This window comes from Streptomyces sp. NPDC056883, assembly GCF_042788835.1.
Taxonomy (GTDB): Bacteria; Actinomycetota; Actinomycetes; order Streptomycetales; family Streptomycetaceae; genus Streptomyces; species Streptomyces stoeckheimensis.
The window spans coordinates 131,321-154,077 of the sequence record NZ_JBHUBS010000018.1 but is presented as its reverse complement, the minus strand read 5'-3'; the positions used below and the strand labels follow the sequence as shown (position 1 = coordinate 154,077).

The 22,757-nt window shown below is 68.1% G+C and carries 23 protein-coding genes and 1 pseudogene; 10 read left to right on the top strand and 14 right to left on the bottom strand.

Features of this window, described 5'->3' with window-relative positions:
* On the top strand, window positions 1–506 hold a 506-nt coding region (locus tag ACFRU2_RS33460), incomplete at its 5' end, for an FG-GAP repeat domain-containing protein (RefSeq protein WP_382979518.1).
* Window positions 507–556: 50 nt separating this feature from the next.
* Here ACFRU2_RS33460 and ACFRU2_RS33455 read toward each other — a convergent pair.
* The gene (locus tag ACFRU2_RS33455) at window positions 557–1,387 is read right to left on the bottom strand and encodes a hypothetical protein (RefSeq protein ID WP_382979516.1); all 831 of its coding nucleotides are present in this window, start codon (window positions 1,385–1,387) and stop codon (window positions 557–559) included.
* A 252-nt stretch (window positions 1,388–1,639) separates the two neighbouring features.
* On the opposite strand from ACFRU2_RS33455, the gene ACFRU2_RS33450 reads away from it, so the two are divergent.
* Window positions 1,640–2,023 (top strand): hypothetical protein, encoded by a 384-nt coding sequence (locus ACFRU2_RS33450; RefSeq protein ID WP_382979513.1) that lies wholly within the window; start codon window positions 1,640–1,642, stop codon window positions 2,021–2,023.
* 195 nt (window positions 2,024–2,218) lie between these two features.
* On the opposite strand, the gene ACFRU2_RS33445 is transcribed toward ACFRU2_RS33450, so the two are convergent.
* A complete protein-coding gene (locus ACFRU2_RS33445; RefSeq protein WP_382979510.1) occupies window positions 2,219–3,562 on the bottom strand; it encodes a hypothetical protein in 1,344 nt (447 codons plus the stop codon).
* 448 nt (window positions 3,563–4,010) lie between these two features.
* On the opposite strand from ACFRU2_RS33445, the gene ACFRU2_RS33440 reads away from it, so the two are divergent.
* Window positions 4,011–5,366 (top strand): hypothetical protein, encoded by a 1,356-nt coding sequence (locus ACFRU2_RS33440; RefSeq protein WP_382979507.1) that lies wholly within the window; start codon window positions 4,011–4,013, stop codon window positions 5,364–5,366.
* 180 nt (window positions 5,367–5,546) lie between these two features.
* Here ACFRU2_RS33440 and ACFRU2_RS33435 read toward each other — a convergent pair whose 3' ends face one another.
* From ACFRU2_RS33435 to merB, 4 genes and pseudogenes are all read right to left on the bottom strand, one after another.
* Complete coding sequence (locus tag ACFRU2_RS33435; RefSeq protein ID WP_382979505.1) at window positions 5,547–6,152, bottom strand: hypothetical protein; 606 nt, start codon at window positions 6,150–6,152, stop codon at window positions 5,547–5,549.
* Window positions 6,153–6,445: 293 nt separating this feature from the next.
* Complete coding sequence (locus tag ACFRU2_RS33430; RefSeq protein ID WP_382979502.1) at window positions 6,446–6,688, bottom strand: hypothetical protein; 243 nt, start codon at window positions 6,686–6,688, stop codon at window positions 6,446–6,448.
* 261 nt (window positions 6,689–6,949) lie between these two features.
* Window positions 6,950–7,198: pseudogene (locus ACFRU2_RS33425) on the bottom strand (hypothetical protein); the annotation flags it as partial.
* A gap of 127 nt (window positions 7,199–7,325) precedes the next feature.
* Window positions 7,326–7,736 carry an organomercurial lyase gene (gene merB, locus ACFRU2_RS33420; RefSeq protein ID WP_382979499.1) on the bottom strand — a complete coding sequence of 137 codons (411 nt, stop codon included), beginning with the start codon at window positions 7,734–7,736 and terminating at the stop codon, window positions 7,326–7,328.
* On the opposite strand from merB, the gene ACFRU2_RS33415 reads away from it, so the two are divergent.
* Window positions 7,629–8,291 (top strand): helicase associated domain-containing protein, encoded by a 663-nt coding sequence (locus tag ACFRU2_RS33415; RefSeq protein ID WP_382979496.1) that lies wholly within the window; start codon window positions 7,629–7,631, stop codon window positions 8,289–8,291. The genes merB and ACFRU2_RS33415 overlap by 108 nt on opposite strands.
* Here the strand turns inward: ACFRU2_RS33415 and ACFRU2_RS33410 are convergent.
* From ACFRU2_RS33410 to ACFRU2_RS33400, 3 genes are all read right to left on the bottom strand, one after another.
* Complete coding sequence (locus ACFRU2_RS33410; protein ID WP_382979494.1) at window positions 8,278–8,481, bottom strand: cold-shock protein; 204 nt, start codon at window positions 8,479–8,481, stop codon at window positions 8,278–8,280. The genes ACFRU2_RS33415 and ACFRU2_RS33410 overlap by 14 nt on opposite strands.
* A 353-nt stretch (window positions 8,482–8,834) precedes the next feature.
* Window positions 8,835–9,224 (bottom strand): hypothetical protein, encoded by a 390-nt coding sequence (locus ACFRU2_RS33405; RefSeq protein ID WP_382979491.1) that lies wholly within the window; start codon window positions 9,222–9,224, stop codon window positions 8,835–8,837.
* Window positions 9,225–9,231: 7 nt separating this feature from the next.
* Window positions 9,232–9,849: a DUF5937 family protein gene (locus tag ACFRU2_RS33400; RefSeq protein ID WP_382979488.1), complete on the bottom strand. Its 618-nt coding sequence runs from the start codon at window positions 9,847–9,849 to the stop codon at window positions 9,232–9,234.
* Window positions 9,850–10,035: 186 nt separating this feature from the next.
* On the opposite strand from ACFRU2_RS33400, the gene ACFRU2_RS33395 reads away from it, so the two are divergent.
* The 3 genes from ACFRU2_RS33395 to ACFRU2_RS33385 all read left to right on the top strand — a co-directional run bounded on the left by ACFRU2_RS33395 (window position 10,036) and on the right by ACFRU2_RS33385 (window position 15,300).
* Window positions 10,036–10,185 (top strand): hypothetical protein, encoded by a 150-nt coding sequence (locus tag ACFRU2_RS33395; RefSeq protein WP_382979485.1) that lies wholly within the window; start codon window positions 10,036–10,038, stop codon window positions 10,183–10,185.
* An 871-nt stretch (window positions 10,186–11,056) separates the two neighbouring features.
* A complete protein-coding gene (locus tag ACFRU2_RS33390; protein ID WP_382979482.1) occupies window positions 11,057–11,476 on the top strand; it encodes a hypothetical protein in 420 nt (139 codons plus the stop codon).
* Between the two features lie 626 nt (window positions 11,477–12,102).
* A complete protein-coding gene (locus ACFRU2_RS33385) occupies window positions 12,103–15,300 on the top strand; it encodes a tetratricopeptide repeat protein (RefSeq protein ID WP_382979480.1) in 3,198 nt (1,065 codons plus the stop codon).
* 297 nt (window positions 15,301–15,597) lie between these two features.
* Here ACFRU2_RS33385 and ACFRU2_RS33380 read toward each other — a convergent pair whose 3' ends face one another.
* Window positions 15,598–16,329, bottom strand: a complete 732-nt coding sequence (locus ACFRU2_RS33380) for a DUF4253 domain-containing protein (protein ID WP_382979477.1) — start codon at window positions 16,327–16,329, stop codon at window positions 15,598–15,600.
* 112 nt (window positions 16,330–16,441) lie between these two features.
* Window positions 16,442–16,846 carry a hypothetical protein gene (locus ACFRU2_RS33375; RefSeq protein ID WP_382979474.1) on the bottom strand — a complete coding sequence of 135 codons (405 nt, stop codon included), beginning with the start codon at window positions 16,844–16,846 and terminating at the stop codon, window positions 16,442–16,444.
* 307 nt (window positions 16,847–17,153) lie between these two features.
* Between ACFRU2_RS33375 and ACFRU2_RS33370 the strand changes: the two genes are divergently transcribed.
* Both ACFRU2_RS33370 and ACFRU2_RS33365 read left to right on the top strand, forming a co-directional pair.
* Entirely contained in the window at window positions 17,154–17,696 is a 543-nt protein-coding gene (locus ACFRU2_RS33370) for an NUDIX domain-containing protein (RefSeq protein ID WP_382979471.1), read from the top strand.
* Window positions 17,697–17,779: 83 nt separating this feature from the next.
* Window positions 17,780–18,307 (top strand): hypothetical protein, encoded by a 528-nt coding sequence (locus ACFRU2_RS33365; protein WP_382979469.1) that lies wholly within the window; start codon window positions 17,780–17,782, stop codon window positions 18,305–18,307.
* Between the two features lie 258 nt (window positions 18,308–18,565).
* Here the strand turns inward: ACFRU2_RS33365 and ACFRU2_RS33360 are convergent, their stop codons facing one another.
* Both ACFRU2_RS33360 and ACFRU2_RS33355 read right to left on the bottom strand, forming a co-directional pair.
* Window positions 18,566–19,612, bottom strand: coding sequence for a hypothetical protein (locus ACFRU2_RS33360; protein WP_382979467.1), 1,047 nt, complete (start codon window positions 19,610–19,612; stop codon window positions 18,566–18,568).
* A 45-nt stretch (window positions 19,613–19,657) separates the two neighbouring features.
* Entirely contained in the window at window positions 19,658–20,329 is a 672-nt protein-coding gene (locus tag ACFRU2_RS33355) for a hypothetical protein (protein WP_382979465.1), read from the bottom strand.
* A 1,023-nt stretch (window positions 20,330–21,352) separates the two neighbouring features.
* Here ACFRU2_RS33355 and ACFRU2_RS33350 point away from each other — a divergent pair.
* Window positions 21,353–21,607, top strand: a complete 255-nt coding sequence (locus ACFRU2_RS33350; RefSeq protein ID WP_382979462.1) for a hypothetical protein — start codon at window positions 21,353–21,355, stop codon at window positions 21,605–21,607.
* A gap of 277 nt (window positions 21,608–21,884) precedes the next feature.
* On the opposite strand, the gene ACFRU2_RS33345 is transcribed toward ACFRU2_RS33350, so the two are convergent.
* The gene (locus ACFRU2_RS33345) at window positions 21,885–22,646 is read right to left on the bottom strand and encodes an isocitrate lyase/phosphoenolpyruvate mutase family protein (RefSeq protein WP_382979459.1); all 762 of its coding nucleotides are present in this window, start codon (window positions 22,644–22,646) and stop codon (window positions 21,885–21,887) included.
* Between the last annotated feature and the right edge of the window lie 111 nt (window positions 22,647–22,757).

The following is a 22,757-nucleotide window of genomic DNA, read 5'->3' as shown; positions in this document are numbered from 1 at the left end:
GCACAGACATCGGCATGATGTACCGCCACGGAGACGGCTCGGTGACGATGCACACCGGCCTCGCCGACCCCGCCGGTCTCATCCAGCCCTTCGGCCGCAGCTACAGCGTCCCCGCCTCCGCCGGCTGGGACTGGAACGCCATCCAGCTGCACGCTGGTGATGTGAACGGTGACGGTCGTTCCGATGCGGTGATGGTCTACCACCACGCGGACAGTTCGATCGCCTTCTACAGCTCTCTGGGCAAGCCGGATGGCGGTTTCGCCGAGTTCAAGGCGGGCTACACGGTGCCCCCGAACAGCTGGGATCGCAACAGCATGAAGCTGATCTCGGGTGACTTCAACGGTGACCGGCGCACAGACATCGGCATGATGTACCGCCACGGAGACGGCTCGGTGACGATGCACACCGGCCTCGCCGACCCCGCCGGTCTCATCCAGCCCTTCGGCCGCAGCTACAGCGTCCCCGCCTCCGCCGGCTGGGACTGGAACGCCATCCAGCTCCCCTGACCACCCGAACGGCAGGGAAGGCACCGCCGGATCGGCCCCGCCCGCCAGGATCACCGCGTCCCGGCGGCCGGGGCCGGGCCGTGAGGCATCAGCCCGCCCATCCAGACAGCGCCCGCATGCCGTACGTGTGGCTGTGACTGATGGGCCGCGCGTCCGCGTCGACCGAACGCCTCGGCAGGGTTCTCCACAGCGGTCGGGTTGTCCACAGGCCGGCCCGTCAGATGCGTGCGAGGTGGGACGATCATCCCTATTCCGGCATGAAGGAGGGGTTGGTCGATGAGGCGCACCGGACCTCGGGCCCGATCGGGAGGCGATCGCCACCGGCGGCACCGTCGTAGAGAAGGGCTACCTCGGGTCCGTGAAGGTGCCGGGCGAGGGCGTCGACACCACGAGGACGGCACGCTCGTACTGCAGCGGTATCCGGGGGATTTCCCACTCCCCCGCATCCGGATCCGGGGGCCGGGGCGCGGCCGGGGCGCCGGGATCGGCTGCCGGTCCGGGCCGGAGGCGAGGGTGGGTGGGCGGCGGCGGCCGGGGAGGTCGGACAGGGACCAGCGGGCGGTGTAGAGGCGGTAGTCCACCAGCAGGCCGATCGTGCTCTTCGGCTGGCTGACGTCCAGGCAATGGGTGGAGATGGCGGTGGCCACGATCTTCTCGTCCAGGCCCGGCTCGCGGCGGCGGCCGCGCAGGACGAGGGCGAGGTGGCGGCGGGCTTCGGCGAGCAGGTGCCAACGGTGGAAGCGACCGCCGCCGTTCATCACGAACACCACCGCCGCGACATCGACGATCCCGGCGACCCGGGCCCGGATCGCGACGGCTGCGGCACGGGCGGGCTCGAGGAGGGAGTTGATGACGTCGGCAGCCACCTTGGAGGTGGCCATCGCGCTCGGCTTCCAGTCGGCGCGCAGTCGGTCCCGGGGCGTCAGCGTCTTACGGACTCCCCAACCGCAACGGGCCACCGCCCCTGTTCCGATTGGGGAGTTCTCGTGTGACAGGCAGCTGATTGCCCCGATGACGCTAACGTCGTGCACGGCTCCGAGGTCTTTCAGCGGTGACACCGCTCGGCCGGCCCGGTCCTGCTCCTACGTACGTGTTCCGCACCCAGAACCGACGACTCAAGGGGAATCGATCACATGACCGTCACAGCAGCACGCCGCACCATGTCACCGCGTCGCTCCGCCGCCCGCACGGCGGCCGTGGCGGCCCTGTCCGCCGCCGCGCTCCTCGGCGGCGGTCTCACGGCACAGGCCGCCGCACCCGCCCGCACGACGGGCGCGGCCGTGGAGCTCGCGCCGGCCAAGGCGCTCGCCACCCAGTGCTACTACAGGGTCAACGCCAGCGGCGGTCTGCTGATCCGCAGCGGTCCCGGCACCAGCTACTCGGTCGTCGGGTCCTACGCCAACGGCTCCACGATCCTCGCGTCGTCGTCCACCACCAACGGCTTCCGCAAAGTGGGCACCAACCGCTGGGTCTCCTCGGCGTACACCGTCCGCATCGTCAACTATCCCTGCGAGTAACAGGGACCCGCGCCGAGAACACCGTTCCCCACCTTCAACCGGCCGCCGACCGCCGGAAATCCCTCCGGCGGCCGGCGGCGGCCGCGTCGGCAGGTGGACCGCTGACACGGTGGTGGCCCCCACTCGCAGAGGGGGCACCACAGTTCTCTCGAAGACACCTGCCAGGCGGAAAGGCGCCTGGCGGGCCTGCCCGTGTCATCTCTCTTCGGTGTACAAGTGCTGGTCGATCTGTCGGAGAAGGGCTTGCACGGTCAGAAGCGAGGACAGGGCGAACTCGATCCGATACGCGGCGGTCGAAGCCTCGTGTGCAGCGAGGTGCCTGTTGAATGTCTGCTCCCGATCCGTCTTCGCGAACGCCTTCATCATGCCGCTCACCATCAAGGCCGGGACGACCAGCAGCATCTGCAGCTCGCCCCATGCAGGCATCGCGGCCCATGCCTCCGTGAGCACCGTGTTACTGCCAGGGCCCTTCCTACGACTCGTGAACTGGGCCCAGGGAAACGTAGCCCGCAGCCACGTATGGCCGTGTCTGGTCATCGCGGTGTCAAGGACGTTCCCGAGCAGGGCCTGAGCCGGTCGATAGTGGCCACCCCGAATTGCGTCGGCAGCGTCCCTCGCTAGCTCCACGAGGTCCAGCAGCTCGGGGTGATCGACAGCATCGAGACTAGCCAGCACGTCGTCGACAATCTCCGAACGGTGTTCAACGAGGTACTGCTGGCGCTCGGTTCGGCCGGGCAGGGCGAGCAGACCTTCGATGTGTTCTGTGCGCGGTGCCCAGATCAGGCAGACACCGTCCTCTTCGGAGATGGCAAAGAGCTTCGCCCACTCCGCGGTACGCAGTGCCTGCAGGTTCTCCGGCAGCAGGTCCTTGAGGCCGGCAGCGAACTTGCTGAACGTGTCGAGAAGTCCGGGGGTGAACAGGAGGCGGTTCCGCTTGCCGATCTGCGCCAGTACGGTCCGCCACGGGGATGAGTCGCAAAGGCCTGACAGGCCGAGCGACATTGGCTGCAGCTGGACGAGGCTTGCCCTGAGGTGGTCGGACAACAGCGGCAGGGCCAGGGACGGGCCGAGGACCTTGGCCGCTGCGGCGGCGAAGGCGCGGTTTCGCTCTACATGGCTTCGGGTGATGCTGTCCAGAACACTGTTGGGCAGCTCGAACGGAAGCAGCACGGGCTTCGGCAGCGCGACAACGCCATTCTGGAAACTGGCGACCGTCCCGGGCATGCTGCCCGAGTCGACCACCCGACGGATCACGTCTTGCGCGCTGGCCAAGCCCCCGACCGCGCCTAGGCTGCGCTGCAGCTGCGGAAGAACGCTCACGGTGCCGACCGTCTCTGCGAACAGGCGCCCCAGGTTCTTCTGCGGCCCCAGTGACGCGCTCAACGCGGCGATCTGGGCGCGGAGGTTCACGATCGGGTCAAAGTTGCGGAAGACGTCCACGAGCAGCAAATTCATCGCGACACTCTGGACAAGCCGTGACTCTGCCGCCGTCACGTCCGACTGATCGCGCGTATCGGCCGAATCGCTCACCTCGTTCATGTGCTCAGGATGACGTGCCGCACCGCCACTCGGCTTCAGTTTCCGCCGCCCAACGGCGCCGCGGATCCGCTCCGCTCGAGTCCCAGAATGCTTGTCAGAGGTTGGCACCACCGGTCCCAACGCGTGAGACGGTCCTGGTCCACCAAATGGATCTTGTGAGCGCAGGCGAAGTCAGCCGCGGGTTTCGTGAACACCACGTTGGTGATCCTCGGCGACTGTCCAACGGAGACTCCCTCAACCTCAAGGCCGAGATGCCCACGGCGGCCGAATTGTTGAGGAGCCGTGCATGCCCTTCCTGGTACCGCCTGTACACCGCTCACCCCAGATCAGGTAGCGCATTGGTCCACTGACACCGCCCTGGCTCATGGGAATGGGATCCTGCTTTCCACCCCCATGCCTCGCTACGCCAGTGAAAATGGCCATACCAGCACTGCAACGAGGGGGGACCTTGACGACCATCGAGCTGGAGTTCTTCAGCGAGAACCCGGACGAAATTGCCGCTCTGCGGGCGTACTGGCAGCTCGCCGATGACGGAGAGGCTTGGGCTCAAACCGTCGCTGAGGTCCGCCACCAGCACGGGCTGTCGTCCGTCCAGATGACCCGTCTCGTCCGTGAGGGCGCTGATGCCAGGCTGCCAGACGTCGCTTGTCCGCAGTGCGGAGATGCCGCCGTCGCGACGAGCCGTACCAACTTGACTGAGCTGGCCCGCCTGACCAACATCCTCTGTGCTTCCTGCACGAACTTGGCTCAGGCCGAGCAAGCTCGACTGGCCACCGAGCGTGCGGATGCGCAGCGAAATGCAATCGCGCAGCTGTTTCCGGTCCATCACACCAACACGCCGGACCCGCAGCAGATGACGCTGTTCACCGCAGTCGCCCTGCATACCCTGTTCAGCGACCCGGCGGTCGAGGACGAGGGAATGACCACCCCGACGAAGATCTGGCCCAAGGATCGGCCTTGGGCGCCGGCTCGACTGCGAACTGACTACGAACGCCGCCTCGTCCTCTCCGACCCACCGGTCATACGGGCCCACCCCGGTTCCCACCCCAACGCGTTCGCTTGGGAAAGCGACAACCCGACTGGCAGCATCTACCTGGGAGACGTCAGCTACTACCTACTCGGCGCCGAGTCGTCCCTACCAGCCCGCTCAGTCTGGCTTCTTCGTGAACTCAACCGGATCTTCCGGGAAGGCCCCTGGCCTGCCGCGTGGCACCACCAGTGGAAAGATCTTTGGGACGAGCTCGCTCTGGCACAGGCATCCGCTTACCTGGACATGAAGCTCGCCGAGCACCATCTCGACATGAAGCAGGGCGACGGCACACTCACCGCCCTCTCCGATGCCCTGGCCACCTTCAGCCTCGGGCAAGTTTTCAACTTCATTTACCGCGCCACCAAGGACTCCGCCGCCTACTACCAACGCGGCGGCGTCAACAAACGGCAGGCAGCGAACAGCACTGTCGGCCGCATCAGCGCAGCTGCTGACCGCGCCCGCGCCAACGGCTGGGAGATCAAGCCGTTCTCCATGCCCTGGACCCTGCCAATGACCGCGGTAGGCGAAATCCTCGTCGGCAAGGTGATGTGGCAGCCCGACATGACGCAGGTGGCCTCCCGCGATATCAATCCGCCGCTCCACGCGTGGACAGCGTCGGGAAGCACAGCCGACTCTGCCGCGGAGTGGCCCTCCGATGAGCGCCCAGACGAACGGCCTGCATGCCCGTCCGACGACGAGATCAACGACGACTGTGTCGGCTGTGGCCGCCAGATCTACCAGGCGACGGTCTGCGAGCAGTGCAAGCTCCTGTGACCTGAACGAAGGCCTCCCCGGGGTCAGCGGGCACCGCATCCCGTGCACCTCGTGCCCCGGGACGGGTCGGGTTCGTGGTCGTACTACAGCGCGTCCGACGATTTTGAAAGCTCGGGACGGAGTGCACGACATCGTCCCTGGACACCAGCTGCTGCATCGAGTGCACCGAACCGGGTGCACTCAGCGGCCGACTCCTGGCCCGCGGTGTCGGTCTGACTGCTGCGGGCGATGCGCCCGCGGCTCGTCCTCGCGCGCGGGGTGCGGTGCGACAGAGTCCTCCTGGTCGGTGGAACGGACCATGGTCTCGCGGGCGGGGGCGGCTGCCTTGGTGAAGGCGTCCTGCAGATGGTGCAGCCGTTCGTCGGTGAGGTCGAGGGGTTCGACGTCAGTCCGGGACTCCTTCAACGCTCGCAACGCCGTCATGTCGATCCCCGACCGTGGCCCGGCCTGCGGCTCCTGGTCGTCGTCCTCAGGGTCGGCGTCCTGGTGGGCGAGCAGGAGCTCGGGCATCGCGGCCTGCTGGTGCCCGGTGACGTCGTAGGCCCGGCCCCTCGCGCGGTAGACGAGCAGGCGGGCGAAGTCGGTCAGCTTCTTCGGGTCGAAAGAGGAGTAGGCGATGCTGCCGTCGCCGACCTGCGCCAGGGACATCGTGGCCCGGGATTCGTTGACTGTCCCTCCGGCCCGTCCGACGTACCCCTGGTAGGCGACTTTGGCCTTCTCGACGGTGTCGTAGGTCCGGTAGTTGAACGCGACCTGGGTGTCGCCCGAGGAGTCGGCCAGTCCCACGCCACCCGTGTTCAATCGCCCCTGGCAGTTGGACGTGCAGGCGGCGCTCAACAGGCAGAGGTGACCTGCGGCTGTCGGCAAAGGCGGTCGGGGACGGCAAAACACCAGCACGATCAGCTGCCGGCACACCAACCCCCACCCCCTTCACCGTCACGGGGCCTGGCGGGCGTCGGGGCGGCCCACCGTCCCGGGACGCGGACCCGGGGCGGTGGATGCCGGCTGGTGGTGTGGGGCGTGGTGCTACGTAACTTCCTTACGGCCGGCCCCGTGTCGGCCCGGGGCGGCCGGGTGGGTCAGTAGCGGACCCAGAGGGTGATGACGCCCGGGTGGGTGGGGCCGAAGGGCTCGCAGAAGAAGACGGGGCCCCAGATGTTGTAGCCGGCCCGGCCCGCGGCCACGCATTCGGTGTACGAAGCGTGGTTGCTGCGGGCGTAGAAGCCGGTGCCGGGGACGGCCTCGGCGGTGCCCGCGGCGCCGAGCGCGAGGGCTCCGGCGGTGACGGCGGTGGCGAGGGCGGCTGCTGTGCGGCGGTACATGGCATGTCCTCCTGAAAATGCCGGGGATGCCCGGCAGAGTGCCCGACGATGCGATGTGGTGCGGTACGTGCAGGCTGCGCAGCCAGACATGAACGTACCGTCACGAACCAGGCCACACAATAGGTCTAGGCCAATACGCCGCTTTCTCGCTCGGCAGCTCAAGGCCGGCTCCCTGCCGGGGCGGAGTTCCCTGTGTCCGTCGCGCTGGCGGAGCCCGTCGCGGTGCTGCCCGGCGGGCCGGGCTGGTGGTACGAGCCGAAGTTACAGACGGGGTTCAGAGGTGTCCGTCGTCCACCAAGCAGAGTGCCCCACCAGGTGCTGCGCCTTGGGCGCTCCGGCGGGGCAGGCCAAGGCGCCGATGACGTCGACGCGGTCAGGGCGGTAGCCGTACGCGGCTATGCCTCAGGCGATCGGACCGGCGACGGTGATCCCACCGTACGCGGCGAGGATTCGGCCGAAGTTGTCGGCGCTCTGGAAGGTCGCGAGCGCCCCGTAGAGGCCGAGCGCGATGCGGGCAGTGCGTGACCCGGATGCGGGTGGACTTGGCGAGGACGACGACGGACAGGAGCGGGCCGGGCCGCCGATGCCCAGGGCGCGCTGGCGGGCGGGTGCCGCCCTGGTCTGACGGGCGGATTGGTCAGGGAGCCAGCAGGGGGCCGAAGGTTTGCCGCGCGATCTCCAAGGCCTGTCCTTGACCGACGACCCGGCCGTGCACCTGGGGGTGCTCGTTCGCCCAGGCGCGGGCGGAGGCGTCGCTGGTGAAGAAGTTCAGCGTGTCACAGCACGTCGCGGCCGCTGGTCCGCCGCCAGGGCGCTGCCCGATGAACACCACCGCCTCCTGCGGTTCCCAGCTGGTCGTTGCGCCATCTGGCTGAAGAACGCCCGGGCCGCCGCGCGCAAGGGGCGGGAGATCTAGCAGCGGCGGGCCGAGGGCCTGTCCGTGGAGTCGTCCGTCGGCGCGATGACCCGCAAGCGCCGCGAGCAGCTCGAGGACATTGATCCGTCCTGGTGCCCAGTGTGGCCTGTGACGTGGCAGCGGTGCTTCCATCTGGTCCGCCAGCACCTGGACGCTCGCCAGGCACTTCCCGCCGTGGTGGGCGAAGTCGTGCGCCAGGGCGAGGATCTGGGCCGGTGGGTCACCTCGGTCCGGCACGGCTGGGACCAGCTCACCCCGGTCCAGCAGTGGATGTGCGAACAGATCCTCGGCATCCAGGCCGCGACCGAGGACGAGAAGCCCAAGGCGCGCACCAGCCAGGCCGACAAATGGGCCATGCACTACGCCGCCGCTGCCCAGTTCTTTGCGCGCGAGGGGCACCTCACGGTGCCGCGCAAGCACGTCGAGACGCTCACCATTGGCGGCGGCGACAGCCAGGTGCAGCGGGACGTGGCGCTGAAGCTCGGGATGTGGATCGACAACCAGCGCCGGCGCGGCGCCGCTCTGGCACCGGAGCGCGTCGAGCAGCTGTCCAAGGTCGGAATGCGGTGGTTGCAGGGGGCGTCATCGTGGCCGTCGGCCTCGCGGCCGGCTGACTGTTGGGACGCTGCGCCCGGGGCACTCGGGGTACCCCGGGGCAGAGCGGAGAAGGGGGTCAGGCCGGGGTGATGTTCTCGGCCTGGGGGCCCTTCTGGCCCTGGGTGACGTCGAACGTGACGATCTGGCCTTCATGAAGCTCGCGGAAGCCCGAGGAGTTGATCGCCGAGTAGTGGGCGAACACGTCCGGGCCGCCACCCTCCTGCTCGATGAAGCCGAAGCCCTTCTCAGGGTTGAACCACTTCACAGTTCCCGTAGCCATATCCATGCCTTCCAGTAAACGAATGCCTCCCGCACGATGCGGAAGACGGAGGTGATCGCCCTGGTTCCTGCGGCACAGCAGCAAAACGCCCACACCGAAGCGTGGGCAAAGGGAACTTCCGAACCACGACAGCTGACGCAGACGCTACACGCCAACAACACCCGGTCACCAGGGGAAACGACCCGGAGGCCAGAGACTTCTGTGAGCCACTCGTCTCATGAGTCACCTTGAGCATGACGAACACTTCCCCGCTCACTTGGTCGCCGGCATCGTCGAGTTCGGCGGTGAGCTGGAGTTCCCGGCTCCCCGTGACGGGCGCTTCGGGGGCGCGGTCATCCCAGAAGGCTGCGCGGTCAGCGCCGGCCGCCGCCGATGCGGCGGTCGTCGGCCAGTGCGGTCAGCGGGCCGAACTCGCGGGCAAGCTGGTTCCACGTCAGAACCTCGCCACAGCGGTCCGGGAACTCCTTCGGGTTGAACTCGGGCATGGTCCAGGTGCCAGTGCCCCGGTCCCGCAGCCAAAGGTCCCCGTCACCGTCGACCACGGTCGGCGGGACCGGTACCGGCTCGGCCTGCTCGGTGGGCTCCCAGGTGACCCGGCCCGGGTGGGAAACGCGGCGCAGCTCGGTGGTGGCCAGCCGTGCGGCCAAGTCACGGGTGGCCTCTTCGGCGTCCTTGACCGACGCGAGTCGGAATGCGTCGTCAAGTACGGGAAGGGCTGGATTCTTGCTGCGCTTTGAACTCATACGCTGACTACCTCCGGTGGGGGGCGTCACATCCGTTGTGGCACCCGTAGAGGAACACGGTATCCGAGGCGGGCGCCGGGCCGGCTACGACGTATGTCCAGGTGGAGGCGCTGGCACACCGGGCGGTGGGGCTAGGTGGTGAGCTGGTCCTGGACGTGGCGCAACCCGTGGTGGCAGCGCTCGGATCTGGCGGTCCGGGTCTGAGAAGGTGAGACCGCCGGGGGCGAGCGGTCGTCGCGGCGGGTGCGGTGAGCTCCGCGAGGAGCCGCGCCCGGGAGCGCCCGAGCACCCGGGACAGGGCCGCGGAGGCCGAGCCAGGCGGGGCCTCCCACAGCGTGCCGATGCCGCGCGGCGGATACCGTAGCGTCGGCTGGTACACGGCGTCCGTCGTCGCGAAGACCCGCGGCCACACGAACGCCGACGGCACGAGCAGCAGCCCTCGTCCGTCGAGTCGTCGTACGCCCCGCAGGAAGCGGTGCTCGACCTTCAAAGTTCCTGACGACCAGGCCAGTTGGGGTGCGAAGTCCTCGAAGAGGCTGTGCGTGCCGTCCTCGGCGAAACGGCGGGCCCGGTAGTGGATGTCGGCCTCCAGGTGCATCTGGATGCGGGGCCAGTACGGGGCCATCGCGAGCTCCCAGAACGCGGCGATGGCCCGGGATCCGCCAGCAGTGCCTCGATCCCGGCCTGTGCCCCGGGCGCAAACCGTCCGGTGCTCGTACGGGAACTGCCCACAATCCGGCCTGACCTCACCCGGTCGTGCGCGGGTTATCTGGGAGCAACGAAGAATCCGTCACCCTGAATGAACCCGGTCATGACTGCCTCCCGCCACAGCGAAGTGCACGACCCGGAGGGGCTGCTCGACTGCCTTCCGCTCGACCGTGGACTCCAGCTGGGCCTCGCCACCGCAGCGCTGCGGTGGTGCAGGTCGGTCCCGGCCCGGCGTCACCGGAGATGGAGCTGATCGCCCTGCAGCTGGCCAGCCCACGCCAGGACCGTGGCCAGGGAGCTTTGTGGCCGAGTCGGAGAGGTCGCTGCGGGGACTCCTCTGCGCCGGCGGCTGGAGGTCGTGGTCGCCGACGCGAACCGGCGCCTTGCAGTGAAGTCCCCGAAGAACGCGAGTGTCGCCCACACCCAGAGCCGCGCCCACGGGGCGGACTGTCTTGGACTCCTGGACCTCGGGCACACACCTGGGGGGCAGGCATGAGCGGCAGCGAGGTGTCCGGCATCGACCTAGCCCGGGTCGTACTGCGGGCCGCGATGGAGGCCGCGCGCAAGAACAGCAGCGGCCAGAAGGCAAAGTCGAAGCCGCGGCCCACCCGTACGTGCGGCGGGACGGGCGCGAGCTGCTGGGCCGCGGTGTCGCGCTCGACGCGCTGGTCACCGAGCGGGCCTGGACGCTCCCGGCCGTCGGCGCTTCCCTGCGCGAGCGGTTGGGCGGCTATCGCCCCCGAACTGGCCGGGCATGTTGCCACTGTGGGCTTCAACCCGGAGTCCGGCCGGCTCACCGTGTGCCCGGACTCCTCGCATGGGCGACGAGGATGCGCCTGGACCAAGACCTGGCCATCGCGGCCGCCAGCGCTGCGGCGGGCCGTACGGTCGTGCGTGCCGCGGTGGGTCGCGGTGCGCTATAGCGATGGCTGTCGTGCCGTCCGATACGGGTGTTGCGGTGATAGCGCAGGTCAGGGGCCGCGCATGACAGGGCCGTTGGATGTCCGTTAGCCGCCGGTTAGAGCATCCCTGCAGCATCAACCCATCAACCGTCACGGCTCGGACCCTTCGCGAGGCCGCGGCGCAAGGCGGCCCGTAGGGCCCCACTCTCAAAGGGAGCAAAAATGCGAAAGTTCTGGACGTCGGCGGCTGTGGTTTCGGGGGCGCTCGCGACGCTTGTCATGACTGGAGCCACGGCCTACGCAGACGTCGGTTTCGGCTCGACGTGGAACGGGTGCACCAACAAAGTGGTCCTCAATCAGAGCAATGGCCAGATGTATGCCTACGGCATCATGGACTGCACAAGTGCACAAAAGTTCCTCAACCCGAACGTCGCATTGTCGGGGAACAACGGCGCCAACGGCTGGAAGGACGCCAGTGCGGCCTGCACCTGGGTGACACGCTGCGTGACCCCGACCGTCTACCTTCCCGAGATCTACGGTGTTCGGTACAACTCCTCGAACTCGGGGACCATGGCCGGCATCCTCGTGGGCCCCGAATGGTCCGTGGCTCACGTGACACGCTACGGCGGCGACAGGAGCTGACTGGCGCCCTAGACCGCGGCGTCCTGGGAAGAGTCCGCCTCTCCCAGGGCGCCGCCCATCGAAGGCTGACGTGGCCAGGAGACGACGAAGAAGTCTGTTCGGTTCTTCCTGAGGCTGGTCCAGCCCAGCTCACTCACCCGCAGATCCCCAGCGACCACCGACGTCTGCTCGCCCAGGGTGCACCGACCCCTGGCCTCCGATCCAATCTCCTCACGGGAAGCCTGCCACTCCGGCGTCAGACCTCCGCCATCCGCATACTGCAAACCCACGGCATACCGCAGGGATCATCCACCCTCACCACCCGACCCCGACCAAAAAACTTTGGTAACCAATGTAATTCCAGGAGGACTTCACGCCCCGCCCCACCTCCGGCGCATGTCCCGCCAGGGCCAGTGCGCCGCCAGGGTAGACGCAGCCCAGGGCCTCGCGCGCCGGCTTGTGCCGGCCCGCCCTGACCGGTCAGAACGATCACCGGAAGTTCCTCTTCCCCGTCTACGATGACGTGCGGGGGCCGCGTGCGGCCCCCCGCGTTTGTACGTTACGGGGGTAACCGCATGAGGTTTGGGCTTCTTGGCACTCTGACCGTCCACGATGACCAAGGAGCCGATCGCGCACCGCATCCGCCCATGGCCCGGTCCCTGCTCGCGGCACTGCTCCTGGCTTCCAACCGCGTCGTGTCGCTGGACCGGCTGGAAACGCTCTTGTGGGACGGACGGCCGCCGGCCAGCTCTCGGGCGTCGCTGCACAATCATCTGATGCGCCTGCGCCGTTCGCTGGGCGAGGACTCCCGGGTGCGGAGCGAGTCGGGTGGTCTGGTCTTGTACGTGTCCGAGGACGAACTGGACGCCACCCGCCTAGCCCGCTATCTGGGCGCGGCGCGCAAGGCCAGTCTCGGGGCCGACTGGGATGGGGTCGTACACGCGACGGACGCCGCGCTCGCCCTGTGGCGGGGCGTTCCGCTGGTGGAGTTCCCCATGCTGGCCTCCGATGCCGCCGGCCAAGTGGCCGCGTGGCAGGAGGCCCGCCTCCAGCTGCTCGAACTGCGAGGGGATGCGGCCCTGTACCAGGGACGCTACGCGGAACTGTTGCCCGAACTCCACAGCCTGGCTATGGAGTTTCCGTTGCGGGAGTCCTTCCATGCGCAACTCATCCAGGTACTGCACCGAATCGGCCGGAGAGCCGAGGCCCTAGAGGTTTACCACCGGCTGCGCCGTGCGCTCGTCGATACGATCGGTGTCGAACCGGGCCCGGCGGCCCGTTCCGCCTATCAGGAGGCCCTCGAGGAGGATCTCCCGCCTCCACCAACATCAACATCGGCACTGGTCCCCACCATACCTTTGGGTGTCGTTCCGACTTCGCTGCCACGTGATGTGGCCTCGTTCACGGGCCGCGACGACGCCGTGGAAGGGTTGCTCGCCGGCGTGTACGGGGCGCAGCCGACGGTCCCCGGCGTGGTGGCGATACATGCTGTCAACGGCATGCCCGGCGTCGGAAAGACAGCCTTCGCCGTACACATCGCGCACCGGCTCACCACGACGTTCCCCGACGGGCAGATCTTCCTTCCCCTGCACGCCCACACGCCCGGAACCCCACCTGTCGACCCTGGGGACGCACTGACCAGCCTCCTGCTCGCCGTCGGCGAGAGCCCCCAGCGCATTCCAGCTGATCTGTCCGCGCGTGCCGGTCTGTGGCGCAGCAGGCTGGCCGGCCGCCGGTTCCTCATCCTCCTCGACGACGTCCGCAGCAGCGCCCAGGTCGAACCGCTCCTGCCGGGCACCCCGGGATCCCTGGTGCTGATCACCAGTAGGCAGCGGCTGGAGGCCCTGGTGGACGCGACGCCGATCACTCTCGGCGTCCTGACCCCCGCCGAGGCCGTACGCCTGCTCGTGGCCAAGGCGGCGCGGGCCGACATCACCCACGACGACCCCGCGGTCCCCGAACTTGCAGCCCTGTGTGGATACCTTCCGCTTGCCGTCCAACTTGTCGCCGCGCGGCTGCGACACCGCCCGGCCTGGACACCCGCGTACATGGTCGACGACCTCGGCGCCGCTCGCGGCCGGCTCGCCACCCTCACCTCCGAGAACGCTTCCGTCTCGGCCGCCTTCGAGCTCTCCTACCAGGACCTTCCTGCGGAACGGCAGGTCCTCTTCCGGCGGCTCGGGCTCCTCCCAGGAAACGATGTCGACGCGTACGCGGTCGCGGCCCTGCACGATGTTCCACTCGATTCCGCCCGTGCCATGCTCGAGGACTTGGAGAACCGGCACCTCGTGGAAGAACAGGTTCGCGGCCGATACCGGATGCACGACCTGGTCCGTGAGTATGCCCGTAGCCTGGGCGCCGCCGACGGGGCCACCGAGACGAACGCTGCGGTCGAACGCACACTCGACTACTACGTGCACGCGACGATCGAGGCCTGCCAGCACTTCGTCCGCTACGCCACGCCCCGCATCGCGCACGCGTCGGAGCGGCCCTTGGCCATGCCCGTTCTGGGCGACGCGGAACGGTCGGCCGCCTGGATGCGCGCCGAACGGGCGAACCTCCTGGCCTCGGTCGAGTACGCAGCTCACCATGGGTATCCCGCGCACGCGATACGCCTCCCCGCCGCGATGCAGGAGTTCCTGCGTTCGCAAGGCCACTGGAACGAGGCATTGACTCTGCACCAGACCGCCCTTGACGCGGCACGGGCGACGGGCGACCGGGCCGGTCAGGCCGAGGTGCACGGTAACGCGGCGATAATCAAGGCTCTGCAGGGGGATTTCGAGCAGGCCGAGTCGGACTCCCTCACAGCCCTCGACCTCTTCCGGGACCTCCAGGACCGTCACGGCGAGGGGGTGACACTGCATGGTCTCGCACGGATCCAACGCTTGACGGGACGATTCGACGAGGCCATGCGGAGCGAACTGGGCGCACTGGACTGCTTTGCCGACATGGGCGACCGGCAAGGGCAGGCCGCGGTGCGGGTCGACATGGGCCACATCCAGCACAACACCGGCCGCTACGCGCAAGCAATCGCCAATCTGGAGCAGGCCCTGGAGTTGCACCGCGCACTGGAGGACCACCTCGGACAGGCCAACGCGCTCACCACCCTAGGCGACATCCTCAAGTCCACAGGCAGATACAGCGATTCGGCAGCTCGCCACCGCCAGGCCCTGGCACTCTACCGACGGCTCGGCAACCTGATGGGCGAGGCCAGTGCACTCACCGACCTCGGCGATGTACTGAGGCTGATCGGAGCGTACGACGAAGCCGCCGACGGCATCGAACGAGCGCTGAGCCTGTCGAGGGAGATCGGCAGCCGGCTCGGCACGGCCCAAGCCCTGACGTACCTGGGCCGTGTCCAGCTGCGCCGCGCTCAACTCGAACAGGCGGAGGAGAACCTTCAGGAGGCCATAGGCATCTGCACGGCGGTGGGCAGCACCTTCGGGCGGGCCTACGCGACCATGCACCTGGCCGAGGTCCAGTCCGCCCTGGGGGCGCCTTCGGACGCCGTTCACAACGCGCTGACGAGTATCGACCTCTGCCGCGAGCTCTCTGAACGCGGAGGCGAAGCGACGGCCCTCAACATCCTTGGGCACATCCGGATGAGCGAACGTGCCCCGGATCAGGCGCTACGGGTCTATCAAGAAGCTCTCACCCTGGCACGCGGGCTGCCCTCGCCCTACGAAGAGGCCCGCGCCCTGGAAGGTATCGGTGAAGCGCTCGCAAGCCTGGGCCAGACGGACGAGAGCACTCTGTCGTTCCGCCGCGCACTGAAGATCGCCGATCGCCTTCGGATCCCTGACGCCGACCGGCTTCGCGCCTTCCTCACCGCGATACCTGGATAGCGGGCAGGCCACTCCCTTCGCCTGCCTCCGCGTCCTGATCCCGGCCGTGTCCGTACTCGCCGCCGAACGCACGACGCCCGGAGCCGGCGCTCACGCCGCCCGCTGCGCTTCGCCGAGACCGTCCCCTTCACCGGCCCCCACGCACTGGAGGCCACGCCGTCGGCTGTCACCGACTGGGCCATCACCCACCCGGCAGCCATAGCCTGGCAGGCCGCGAAGGCCGGCGAGCCGCTCACCGTGCTCTCCCTGAGATCGCTTCCGGCCAGATGAGTGATCGTTTCCCAGATGTGGGACGGATCAGTCCCACCAGAAGTCCCAGCGGTGGGCGCCGGTGATCCGCTCGGCGTACGCGGCCAGTGTGTGCGGTCTGGTGCCCTGCCAGATGTTGTCCGGGCATAGGGCGAAGTGCTCAGCCGCGACCAGGAGTGCGTCCTGCTCGCTCACCGGCGGCGCGGCGGCACTGAGATGCAGCGTGCCGAACCCCACCGCGACTACACGGGCACCGAACCGATCCTCCCAATCTCCGAGGACCGCAGAGATCTTCGCGGTGTCGTTGTCGTAGTTGCAGGGTCCGAACCAGCCCGCGACCGTCAGCGCTTCGGCGCCCGACCCTGCGGTGACCAGCCCCAGACGCGTCTGTGGACGCTCGGCGAGGAACGCCTGGACGAACTCGGAGGCCAGTTCGTCCGGGTCGGCCACCGCTCCCCCGCTGGGTGCGCGGCCGGGCCATGTCTGTCCGAAGGGGGCGGTGACGGCGAGGCGCCTTTTGACGTCGAGCCTGTCGTCGCCTTCGTCGTCGGCTGTGTAGGTCGTCCACCACTGCGCGAGGAGGTCGGCAGGGTCGTGGTCTGCCGGGGAGGTCATCTCCTCGGGGAAGATCTCCCCGGATCCCCATGGGCGGAACTCACCGGCGTCCGGATCCAGCGCGTCGAGCAACAGCGGCCACAAGCCGGAGCGTGGGTGTTGGGCGTGCATCCGTGCCCACAGCTCGGCCGAGGCCGGCCCGTCGCTGAGCCACAAAGGCTGCACATCCCCATCACCTTCATCGGACGTGACCATCCGGCCCGGCGGGAGCAGGTCCTCAAGGATCGATCGGGTTTCGGGGTGCATGGAGCGGATGCTAGTGCTGCGTCCCGGGGCATCACTGAGAGGGTCCGACTACTCGGTCGCGGAACTGCTGAAAGGTGCGCCAGCCCGATGTTTGGCTGGGAGCGATCAGGTCCCCTCCCGAGCAGTCGAGCGCTCTACACCGCAGAGCCTCGGCAAGGTGGAAGACGTACATGCGCACGTCGTCGCCGGAACCCCGGATGTGGAGCATGACCGAGTCCACGGGGTCTTCCGAGCCGATGTTGAATTCGTTGGACCAAGCAGGACCGGAGAGTGCGCCCCAGGTGGGGTCCGAGAGAGCGACTTCGGGACAGGCCTGAGTGACAGCTGCGAGGACCTCGTGCCGCCAGCCGAGCGGGTCCGGGCTGCAGTCGACTGGGATCTCCTGCACCGAGGTGATGTCGTCAGGCAGGCGGAGGAGGAGCACGTCCCAGCTCATGGCGGCCTTCCGGATAGGACTCGAGTAGCAGTTGCGGTGGATCAAATCAGGGTGAGGTGCTCTCCCGAAGAATGCGGCAGGAGCACGTTTCGCAGGCGGCGGATGTTTGCGTGCCAGAGCCCGGCATCTGACTCGACCCAGATTCCATCAGCTCGGACGGCACCACCATGGCCGCCGGCCGTAAGGCATTGGCCTTGCCTGGGCTGGGAGCCGGGCTGACCAAGCCAGGACACCGGAGCCCCGGCGGGCGGGTTAACGAGGAGCAAAGCCCGCTCGGCCCCGCATTCGGGCCGTGATACTGGCCGCCATGACCAGCACTCCCGCGAAGCCGACGGTCCCGTTCTCCCGGATTAAGATCCGTACCGGGGCCGTCATTTTCTGCGGCACCGAAGTTGCCCTCATCCGCCGTGACCGCGCCGGCTCCACCCATTACACCCCGCCGGGCGGCAACGTCGAGGACGGCGAAGACCTCCGCGAAGCCCTCCGCCGAGAGCTCGCAGAAGAACTCGACCTGGACATCGACGAAGCCAACGGCGGTGAACTCCTGTGGGTCGTCGACCAGCGCGTCACCCGTCCCGGCCCCACCCCGCCCCCGCGCAAGTTCCACATGATCTACCGCCTCCACATCACCCCCGAACTCCGCGACACCCTTGCCAAGCAGGAACTCGACGAACAGCCCGACGGCAGCCATGAAGTCGGCATCATCGAGTGGATCGACTACCGCAAGACCGCCGAGCTGCCCATCTTCCCGCCCATCGGCCCCGCCCTCGCCGCCCTGGCCACACCCCACGCCGGCGTCGCCGACCCCGCACTGAAGCCCGTCACCGACCAGACATACACCTGGGTCTGACCACCAACCGCCGGCCTGGTCCGCGGCATCCGAACACCGGGAAGGCCGTGAAAGATCACGCCCTGATCACTGACGGAGCTCCCATGTCCCTCATCGCCGAGTACAGCACCACAGCCCGCCCGCACCGCGGCATCGTGCAGGTCTACGACGCCAACGCCTACCTCGGTGACGACGAGACGCTGGCCCGGTCGAGGACCGAGGTGGCCGCCGGAAACGGATACCACCTCTACCTCCACAGCCTCCAGGCCGACATCCAGGTCCAGATCACCATCAAGGTCTGGGACGGCCCTCAAAAACCCCCGGAAGACATCGAAGGCACCGTCCACCTCACCCTGGAATCAGAAACCGGGCAGCTCGTCGTCAACCAGCTCACCTACGGGCCGGCAGGCATCATGGAACTTCCCCGTCCCGGTGTGTACGAGGGGCAGGCGACCTGGAGCGGACGCGACGCCACGGCCGCCTACTGCGACAGCAGCCACCGCCGCTCCGTCGAAGAGGATTGGAGCACCGAACAGCTCCGCGCTGCGTGGGAGCAATGCCCCGTAGCTGAGCAGTACACCCTCGCCCTCTGGTTCGTGAGGGAATCCGAAGACGACGAGGACGAGCGGTAGGAAGCCCCCTACGGAGGCCTACTACTCTGTTGTCCCAAGTCTGCGAGCGGCATGACGCCTTGGTGGAGGGGCGAGGACTTGGGCCGTGCCGCACGCCCTAAGGCTGTCCCGTAACTGGTCGGCGCCTCCACACCGGTCCCTGATCGGGGCGTGTCAGTGGCTGGTGACCGTCATTGCGATCTCCGGTAGTGGGCCAAGGTGGCTGACCAGAGTGTCGGTTGCCGGCGTAGGCGTAGGCGCGAAGGATTTTGCGCGAACTCACTGGAGCAGCTCGAAGTGAGGGTGATACGGAGAAGAAGGGCAGACGTGGAGCTGCAGGTCATTGCCGCCGGTGATGTCGATCAAGGTGAAGTTGCCGTCGCGGGCGCCCAGGGCCGGCGGGCCGGGGGCTGGCCGGTCCTCCTCGGCGATCCAGGTCGCGCTGCCGGCGTCCCATTCCGATGAGGCGATGGTGAGGAGCGGGACCGCCTCGGTGCCGCACTCCGGGCAGGCTCGGTCGACGGGGTCGGTGGGGCTCCAGCGGGTCCAGCCGCCGGTCTTCCAGCCCGGGGCGGTGCAGAGATTGTTCAGGTAGAGCTCGCCCGGATCGTAGGCGTATGAGTTGCACTGCGCGGGGTCGATCGTCTCCCAGCGGCTCCTGTCGTCCAGCTGGTCCCGAATCTTCTTGTCCAGCTCCAGGGGGTGGGGAAACTCGGTGACCTGCTCCGGTGAGAACAGGCACGGCTCCGGGAGGTACCAGCCGTCCTGGACGATCGGCGGCTCGGGCGGTGCGTCCAGGACAGCGGTGACAGTGGCGGAGGACCGCCAGAACAGGGCAGTCTTGGGGTGTGCCATCTCATGGTCGAAGGGGCACCAAAGGACTTGGAGCAGGTCCGCGTCGGGCGGGCAGGGGAAGGGGATGTCGCGGGCGTAGAGCTGGGCGACGGGCAGCAGGGGCATCGGGCCGTCGAACCACGGACGGCCCTCCCTGACACGCTCCCAGTTCGCCCGCTCCTCGGGGGTAACCTCGGGCGCCCCGGGGTCGAGACGCAGCCGCTCAGTCGCTGCGGCGAGATCGCGGCGAAGGACCCGGACATCATCTGGGGAGTGGAGCACCTGCGACGCCCTGCTGTCGTGTGGCTCGTCGCAGTGGGGCCATGGCTCCTCGGCGGGCCACAGGAGCGGACCGCCGACGGAGCTGTCGTGCACGGTAGGCGATCCCGGCCGCGGGTGCAGCCGGGTCGCCGTCCTCGCCAGCGGGGCCAGTTGAGGGAAAAGCACGGTGACGTCGAACGGCCGCGGCGGGGTGGTAAACATGGCGCTCATAGCGGTGATGCTGCCAGCAGCCGCTGACACGGCCCCTGCCTGCGTCTATTGGATCAGGGTGGTGTGGTTGGAGCACGTCGTGCAGGAGTAGAGCTGCAGATGGTTGCCTTTGGAGACCTGGATGCCGGGCGGGTTGTACACAGGGTCGTCGTCGATCACGGCGATACCTTGGTCCTCAGTCGGAACCCAGCCCCTCCGGTAGTCGCGGGACTCCTCCGAGGCGATGGTCAGCAGTGGGGCCATCACGGTTCCGCAGTTTATGCAGAACCGGGCGGCGGGGTCGGTCAGGCCCCACGGCGGCCACCCGCCGACCTTCCAGCCCGGGGCTTCGGACAGTTCGTCGGAGTAGTACTCCTGCGGCTCCTCGTAGGCATCGTCCATCACGATGCCGGCCGACCGCCAGGTGCTCCAGTCGTTGACCTTTTCTCGTAGTTGTTCGCTCAACTCCAGGAAGTTGGGGTACTCGGTGACCTGCTCCGGGGACAGCACACACGGCTTCGGCATGTAGCCGCACTGGACGTCGGTCGGAGTGGGCGGGGAGGTGAGGACGCTGCTGACGTCGGCGGCGGTCCGCCAGAACAGCTTGGTCGTCGGTTTGAGGAACGGCGGGTGCTCGGATGGGCACCACAGCACTTGAAGCAGATCGGCCCGTCCGGGCGGCCGCAGCTCAGGCACGTCGCGCGCGTACAGCTGGGCCACGGGCACCAGCGGAGACACCGGGCCCTCGTGCCACTTGTCGCAGTACAGCCATGGCTGCGAGGCGGGCCACAGCAGCGGCCCGCCGACCGAGCTCTCGTAGGGCGAGGGAGAGCCAGGCCGGGGATGCAGCCGGGTCGTAGTGCGAGCCAGCGGCGCCAGTTCAGGGAAAAGCGCGCTGATGTCGCACGGCCGCGGTGGGGTGGTACGTATGCCGTTCACAGCATCGATAGTGCCAGCCGCGTCGGACAATCGAAGTGCCGAGCGGGGCCTCTGGCTGCGCCGCCGACGGGCGCATGTGGATCACAACTTCAAAATCATCTGATCGCCTCGTCCAGGGGTGCCCCGGCGACACCCTTCACGAGAGGACACTGTCAGCTCCGAGTACGCAAGACCCTTGACCTGCGCGCCCACAAGCCCCGGACGTCCTCCCCGTGAGCTCCCACCACGACGCCCCGGCACCCCCTGGCGCCGCAGCGAGAGCAGCACGTCAATCTCCTCCACGGGAAGAGCCACAGATCAGTGCGGACAACGGACAGACGACAACCCTGTCCATAACTTCTGCTCCGCCGCAAAGCCGCTCGCCAGGACGCCGAAGCCGGGGACATGGTTGGCGGCCTGGGCGAGCATCGGCTCGAAGGGCGGGGTCAAGGCCACTCGGGATGGCCTCCCTCACCGCCGCTCCGGGCCTGGCATCGTCAGCTTGCCCCGACGGTCCTACGGAGGCGCGACAGGCAGGGCCACAAGGCCCTGCAGCGTCAGGCTCCCGGGTGCACCGGCTTGCGTCCACGAGGGTCTGGTAGTCGGTCGGCAGCCGGATGCCGAGCCGCGGGCGGCCGCCGACGTTCGTCAAGAATGACTACGAGCAGCGGCATGCGGTCGAGTGCGGAATCAACCGCCTCCAGCGACACCGCGCCGTCGCCACCGGATACGACAAACTCGCCGTCCGCTTCGCAGCAACAGCGCTGGTCGCGGCCATCAACGAATGGCTCTGACCTCCATAGATGCTGCGACGGACCAACTGTCGAGCAGTAGCGTGCCCCCATGGGGATCAGCGTTCAGGTTCGGACATTCACAGGCGTGGTCGAAGCCACCTGCGTGCACCCATCCATCGCTGACCTGTGCAGACGGACGGCGAGCCAAAACCTGCCCCTGCTCGGATACGTCGATCCCTACGACGACACCGTGTTCAACCGGTCACAGCTCAGGGTCCTCATCCCCGAACTCCGAGCCTTGGCGGACAGCTCAGTCACCGAAGAAGCCGAGGCGGTGTTCGATCGTGTGGACGAATCTGATTGATGTCCACGGCGCGGATGACGTCGCCGAGATCGTTGCCGAGGCAGTCGAAGCTGGCCAGGCGTCGGCAGAGCAGGCGATCGTGTCCCTGAACGTGGCAGCGTGGTCGGGGACGGACAACGGTGCCTCTATGAAATCCACTCTGGACGCGATCGCCTGCTCGTGTGCGGCCCCGATCACCCGCCGGGTCTCGTCATCTCCACCCGCCAGGCGGGAAACGGCCCAGGACCGGCAGCGAATGTGATCGCGCTCCGGTCCCGGCTCCCGCACCCTTGTTACCTCAAAGCGCCCACGGCCCGAGCACGTCCTTCATCGCGTCCGTCATCGCGAGTTGCAGGAGCGGGCCGTAGGTGATCCGGCCGACGCCGAGGCGACGGAAGCGCTCGAGATCGTGCTTGACGGGGTGGGCCGTGGAGTTCACCGGGATGGCGACGGCCTCGGTCACCGCCGCGAGCAGGGCGTCGTTGTCCTGGATGCGCACCGGGTAGACGCTGTCGGCGCCTGCCTGCTCCATGGCCAGCAGTCGTTCGATCGCTTCGTCGAGGGCGGCGGAGGCGTCCTCCGCGTGAGCGAAGAGGTCGGTGCGCCCGTTGATCCAGACCGGGATTCCCGCGTCGTCGGCCGCGGCGCGCAGGCCGGCGACGTAGCTCGCGTGCTCCTGCGTGGTGCGCAGGCGTCCGCCCTCCGAGTGGACGGTGTCCTCGACGTTGAGGCCGACGCCGCCGACCTCGGTGAGACCGGCAATGAGCTCTGCGGGCTCGCGTCCGTATCCGGACTCGAGGTCCACTGACACGGGGACGTCGACCGCCGCGATGATCGGTCGGACGGCGGCGAGTACCTCCTCGAAGGTCTGTCCCTCCTGGTCCTCGGCCCCCCTGGAGGCTGCGAGCGGATGACTGCCGACCGTCAGCGCGGGGAAACCGGCGTCGGCCGCCGTCCGCGCGGACCACACGTCCCAGACGGTTGGCAGCACGAGCGGCTTGTACTCGGCGTGCAGCTGCTTGAGGCGTTGAGCTCGCTCAACAGTGGTGCGGAAGTCCATATCGGGAACGCTACCCCCAAATGACCACCGACCCGGTGCTGATGCTGCTGCGGCGCGACGGAACCTGCCTCTAAGGCACCGGGAGCGCCTCGCGGGCCGGGCGGGCGCCTG

Excerpts from the sequence above, each read along its gene's own strand:
- ACFRU2_RS33455 (WP_382979516.1), bottom strand. The coding sequence starts at position 1,387 with ATGGCCACCTCCAAGGTGGCTGCCGACGTCATCAACTCCCTCCTCGAG.
- ACFRU2_RS33450 (WP_382979513.1), top strand. The coding sequence starts at position 1,640 with ATGACCGTCACAGCAGCACGCCGCACCATGTCACCGCGTCGCTCCGCC.
- ACFRU2_RS33445 (WP_382979510.1), bottom strand. The coding sequence starts at position 3,562 with ATGAACGAGGTGAGCGATTCGGCCGATACGCGCGATCAGTCGGACGTG.
- ACFRU2_RS33430 (WP_382979502.1), bottom strand. The coding sequence starts at position 6,688 with ATGTACCGCCGCACAGCAGCCGCCCTCGCCACCGCCGTCACCGCCGGA.
- merB (WP_382979499.1), bottom strand. The coding sequence starts at position 7,736 with ATGGAAGCACCGCTGCCACGTCACAGGCCACACTGGGCACCAGGACGG.
- ACFRU2_RS33410 (WP_382979494.1), bottom strand. The coding sequence starts at position 8,481 with ATGGCTACGGGAACTGTGAAGTGGTTCAACCCTGAGAAGGGCTTCGGC.
- ACFRU2_RS33405 (WP_382979491.1), bottom strand. The coding sequence starts at position 9,224 with ATGAGTTCAAAGCGCAGCAAGAATCCAGCCCTTCCCGTACTTGACGAC.
- ACFRU2_RS33400 (WP_382979488.1), bottom strand. The coding sequence starts at position 9,849 with ATGGCCCCGTACTGGCCCCGCATCCAGATGCACCTGGAGGCCGACATC.
- ACFRU2_RS33395 (WP_382979485.1), top strand. The coding sequence starts at position 10,036 with ATGACTGCCTCCCGCCACAGCGAAGTGCACGACCCGGAGGGGCTGCTC.
- ACFRU2_RS33390 (WP_382979482.1), top strand. The coding sequence starts at position 11,057 with ATGCGAAAGTTCTGGACGTCGGCGGCTGTGGTTTCGGGGGCGCTCGCG.
- ACFRU2_RS33385 (WP_382979480.1), top strand. The coding sequence starts at position 12,103 with ATGGCCCGGTCCCTGCTCGCGGCACTGCTCCTGGCTTCCAACCGCGTC.
- ACFRU2_RS33375 (WP_382979474.1), bottom strand. The coding sequence starts at position 16,846 with ATGAGCTGGGACGTGCTCCTCCTCCGCCTGCCTGACGACATCACCTCG.
- ACFRU2_RS33370 (WP_382979471.1), top strand. The coding sequence starts at position 17,154 with ATGACCAGCACTCCCGCGAAGCCGACGGTCCCGTTCTCCCGGATTAAG.
- ACFRU2_RS33365 (WP_382979469.1), top strand. The coding sequence starts at position 17,780 with ATGTCCCTCATCGCCGAGTACAGCACCACAGCCCGCCCGCACCGCGGC.
- ACFRU2_RS33360 (WP_382979467.1), bottom strand. The coding sequence starts at position 19,612 with ATGAGCGCCATGTTTACCACCCCGCCGCGGCCGTTCGACGTCACCGTG.
- ACFRU2_RS33350 (WP_382979462.1), top strand. The coding sequence starts at position 21,353 with ATGGGGATCAGCGTTCAGGTTCGGACATTCACAGGCGTGGTCGAAGCC.
- ACFRU2_RS33345 (WP_382979459.1), bottom strand. The coding sequence starts at position 22,646 with ATGGACTTCCGCACCACTGTTGAGCGAGCTCAACGCCTCAAGCAGCTG.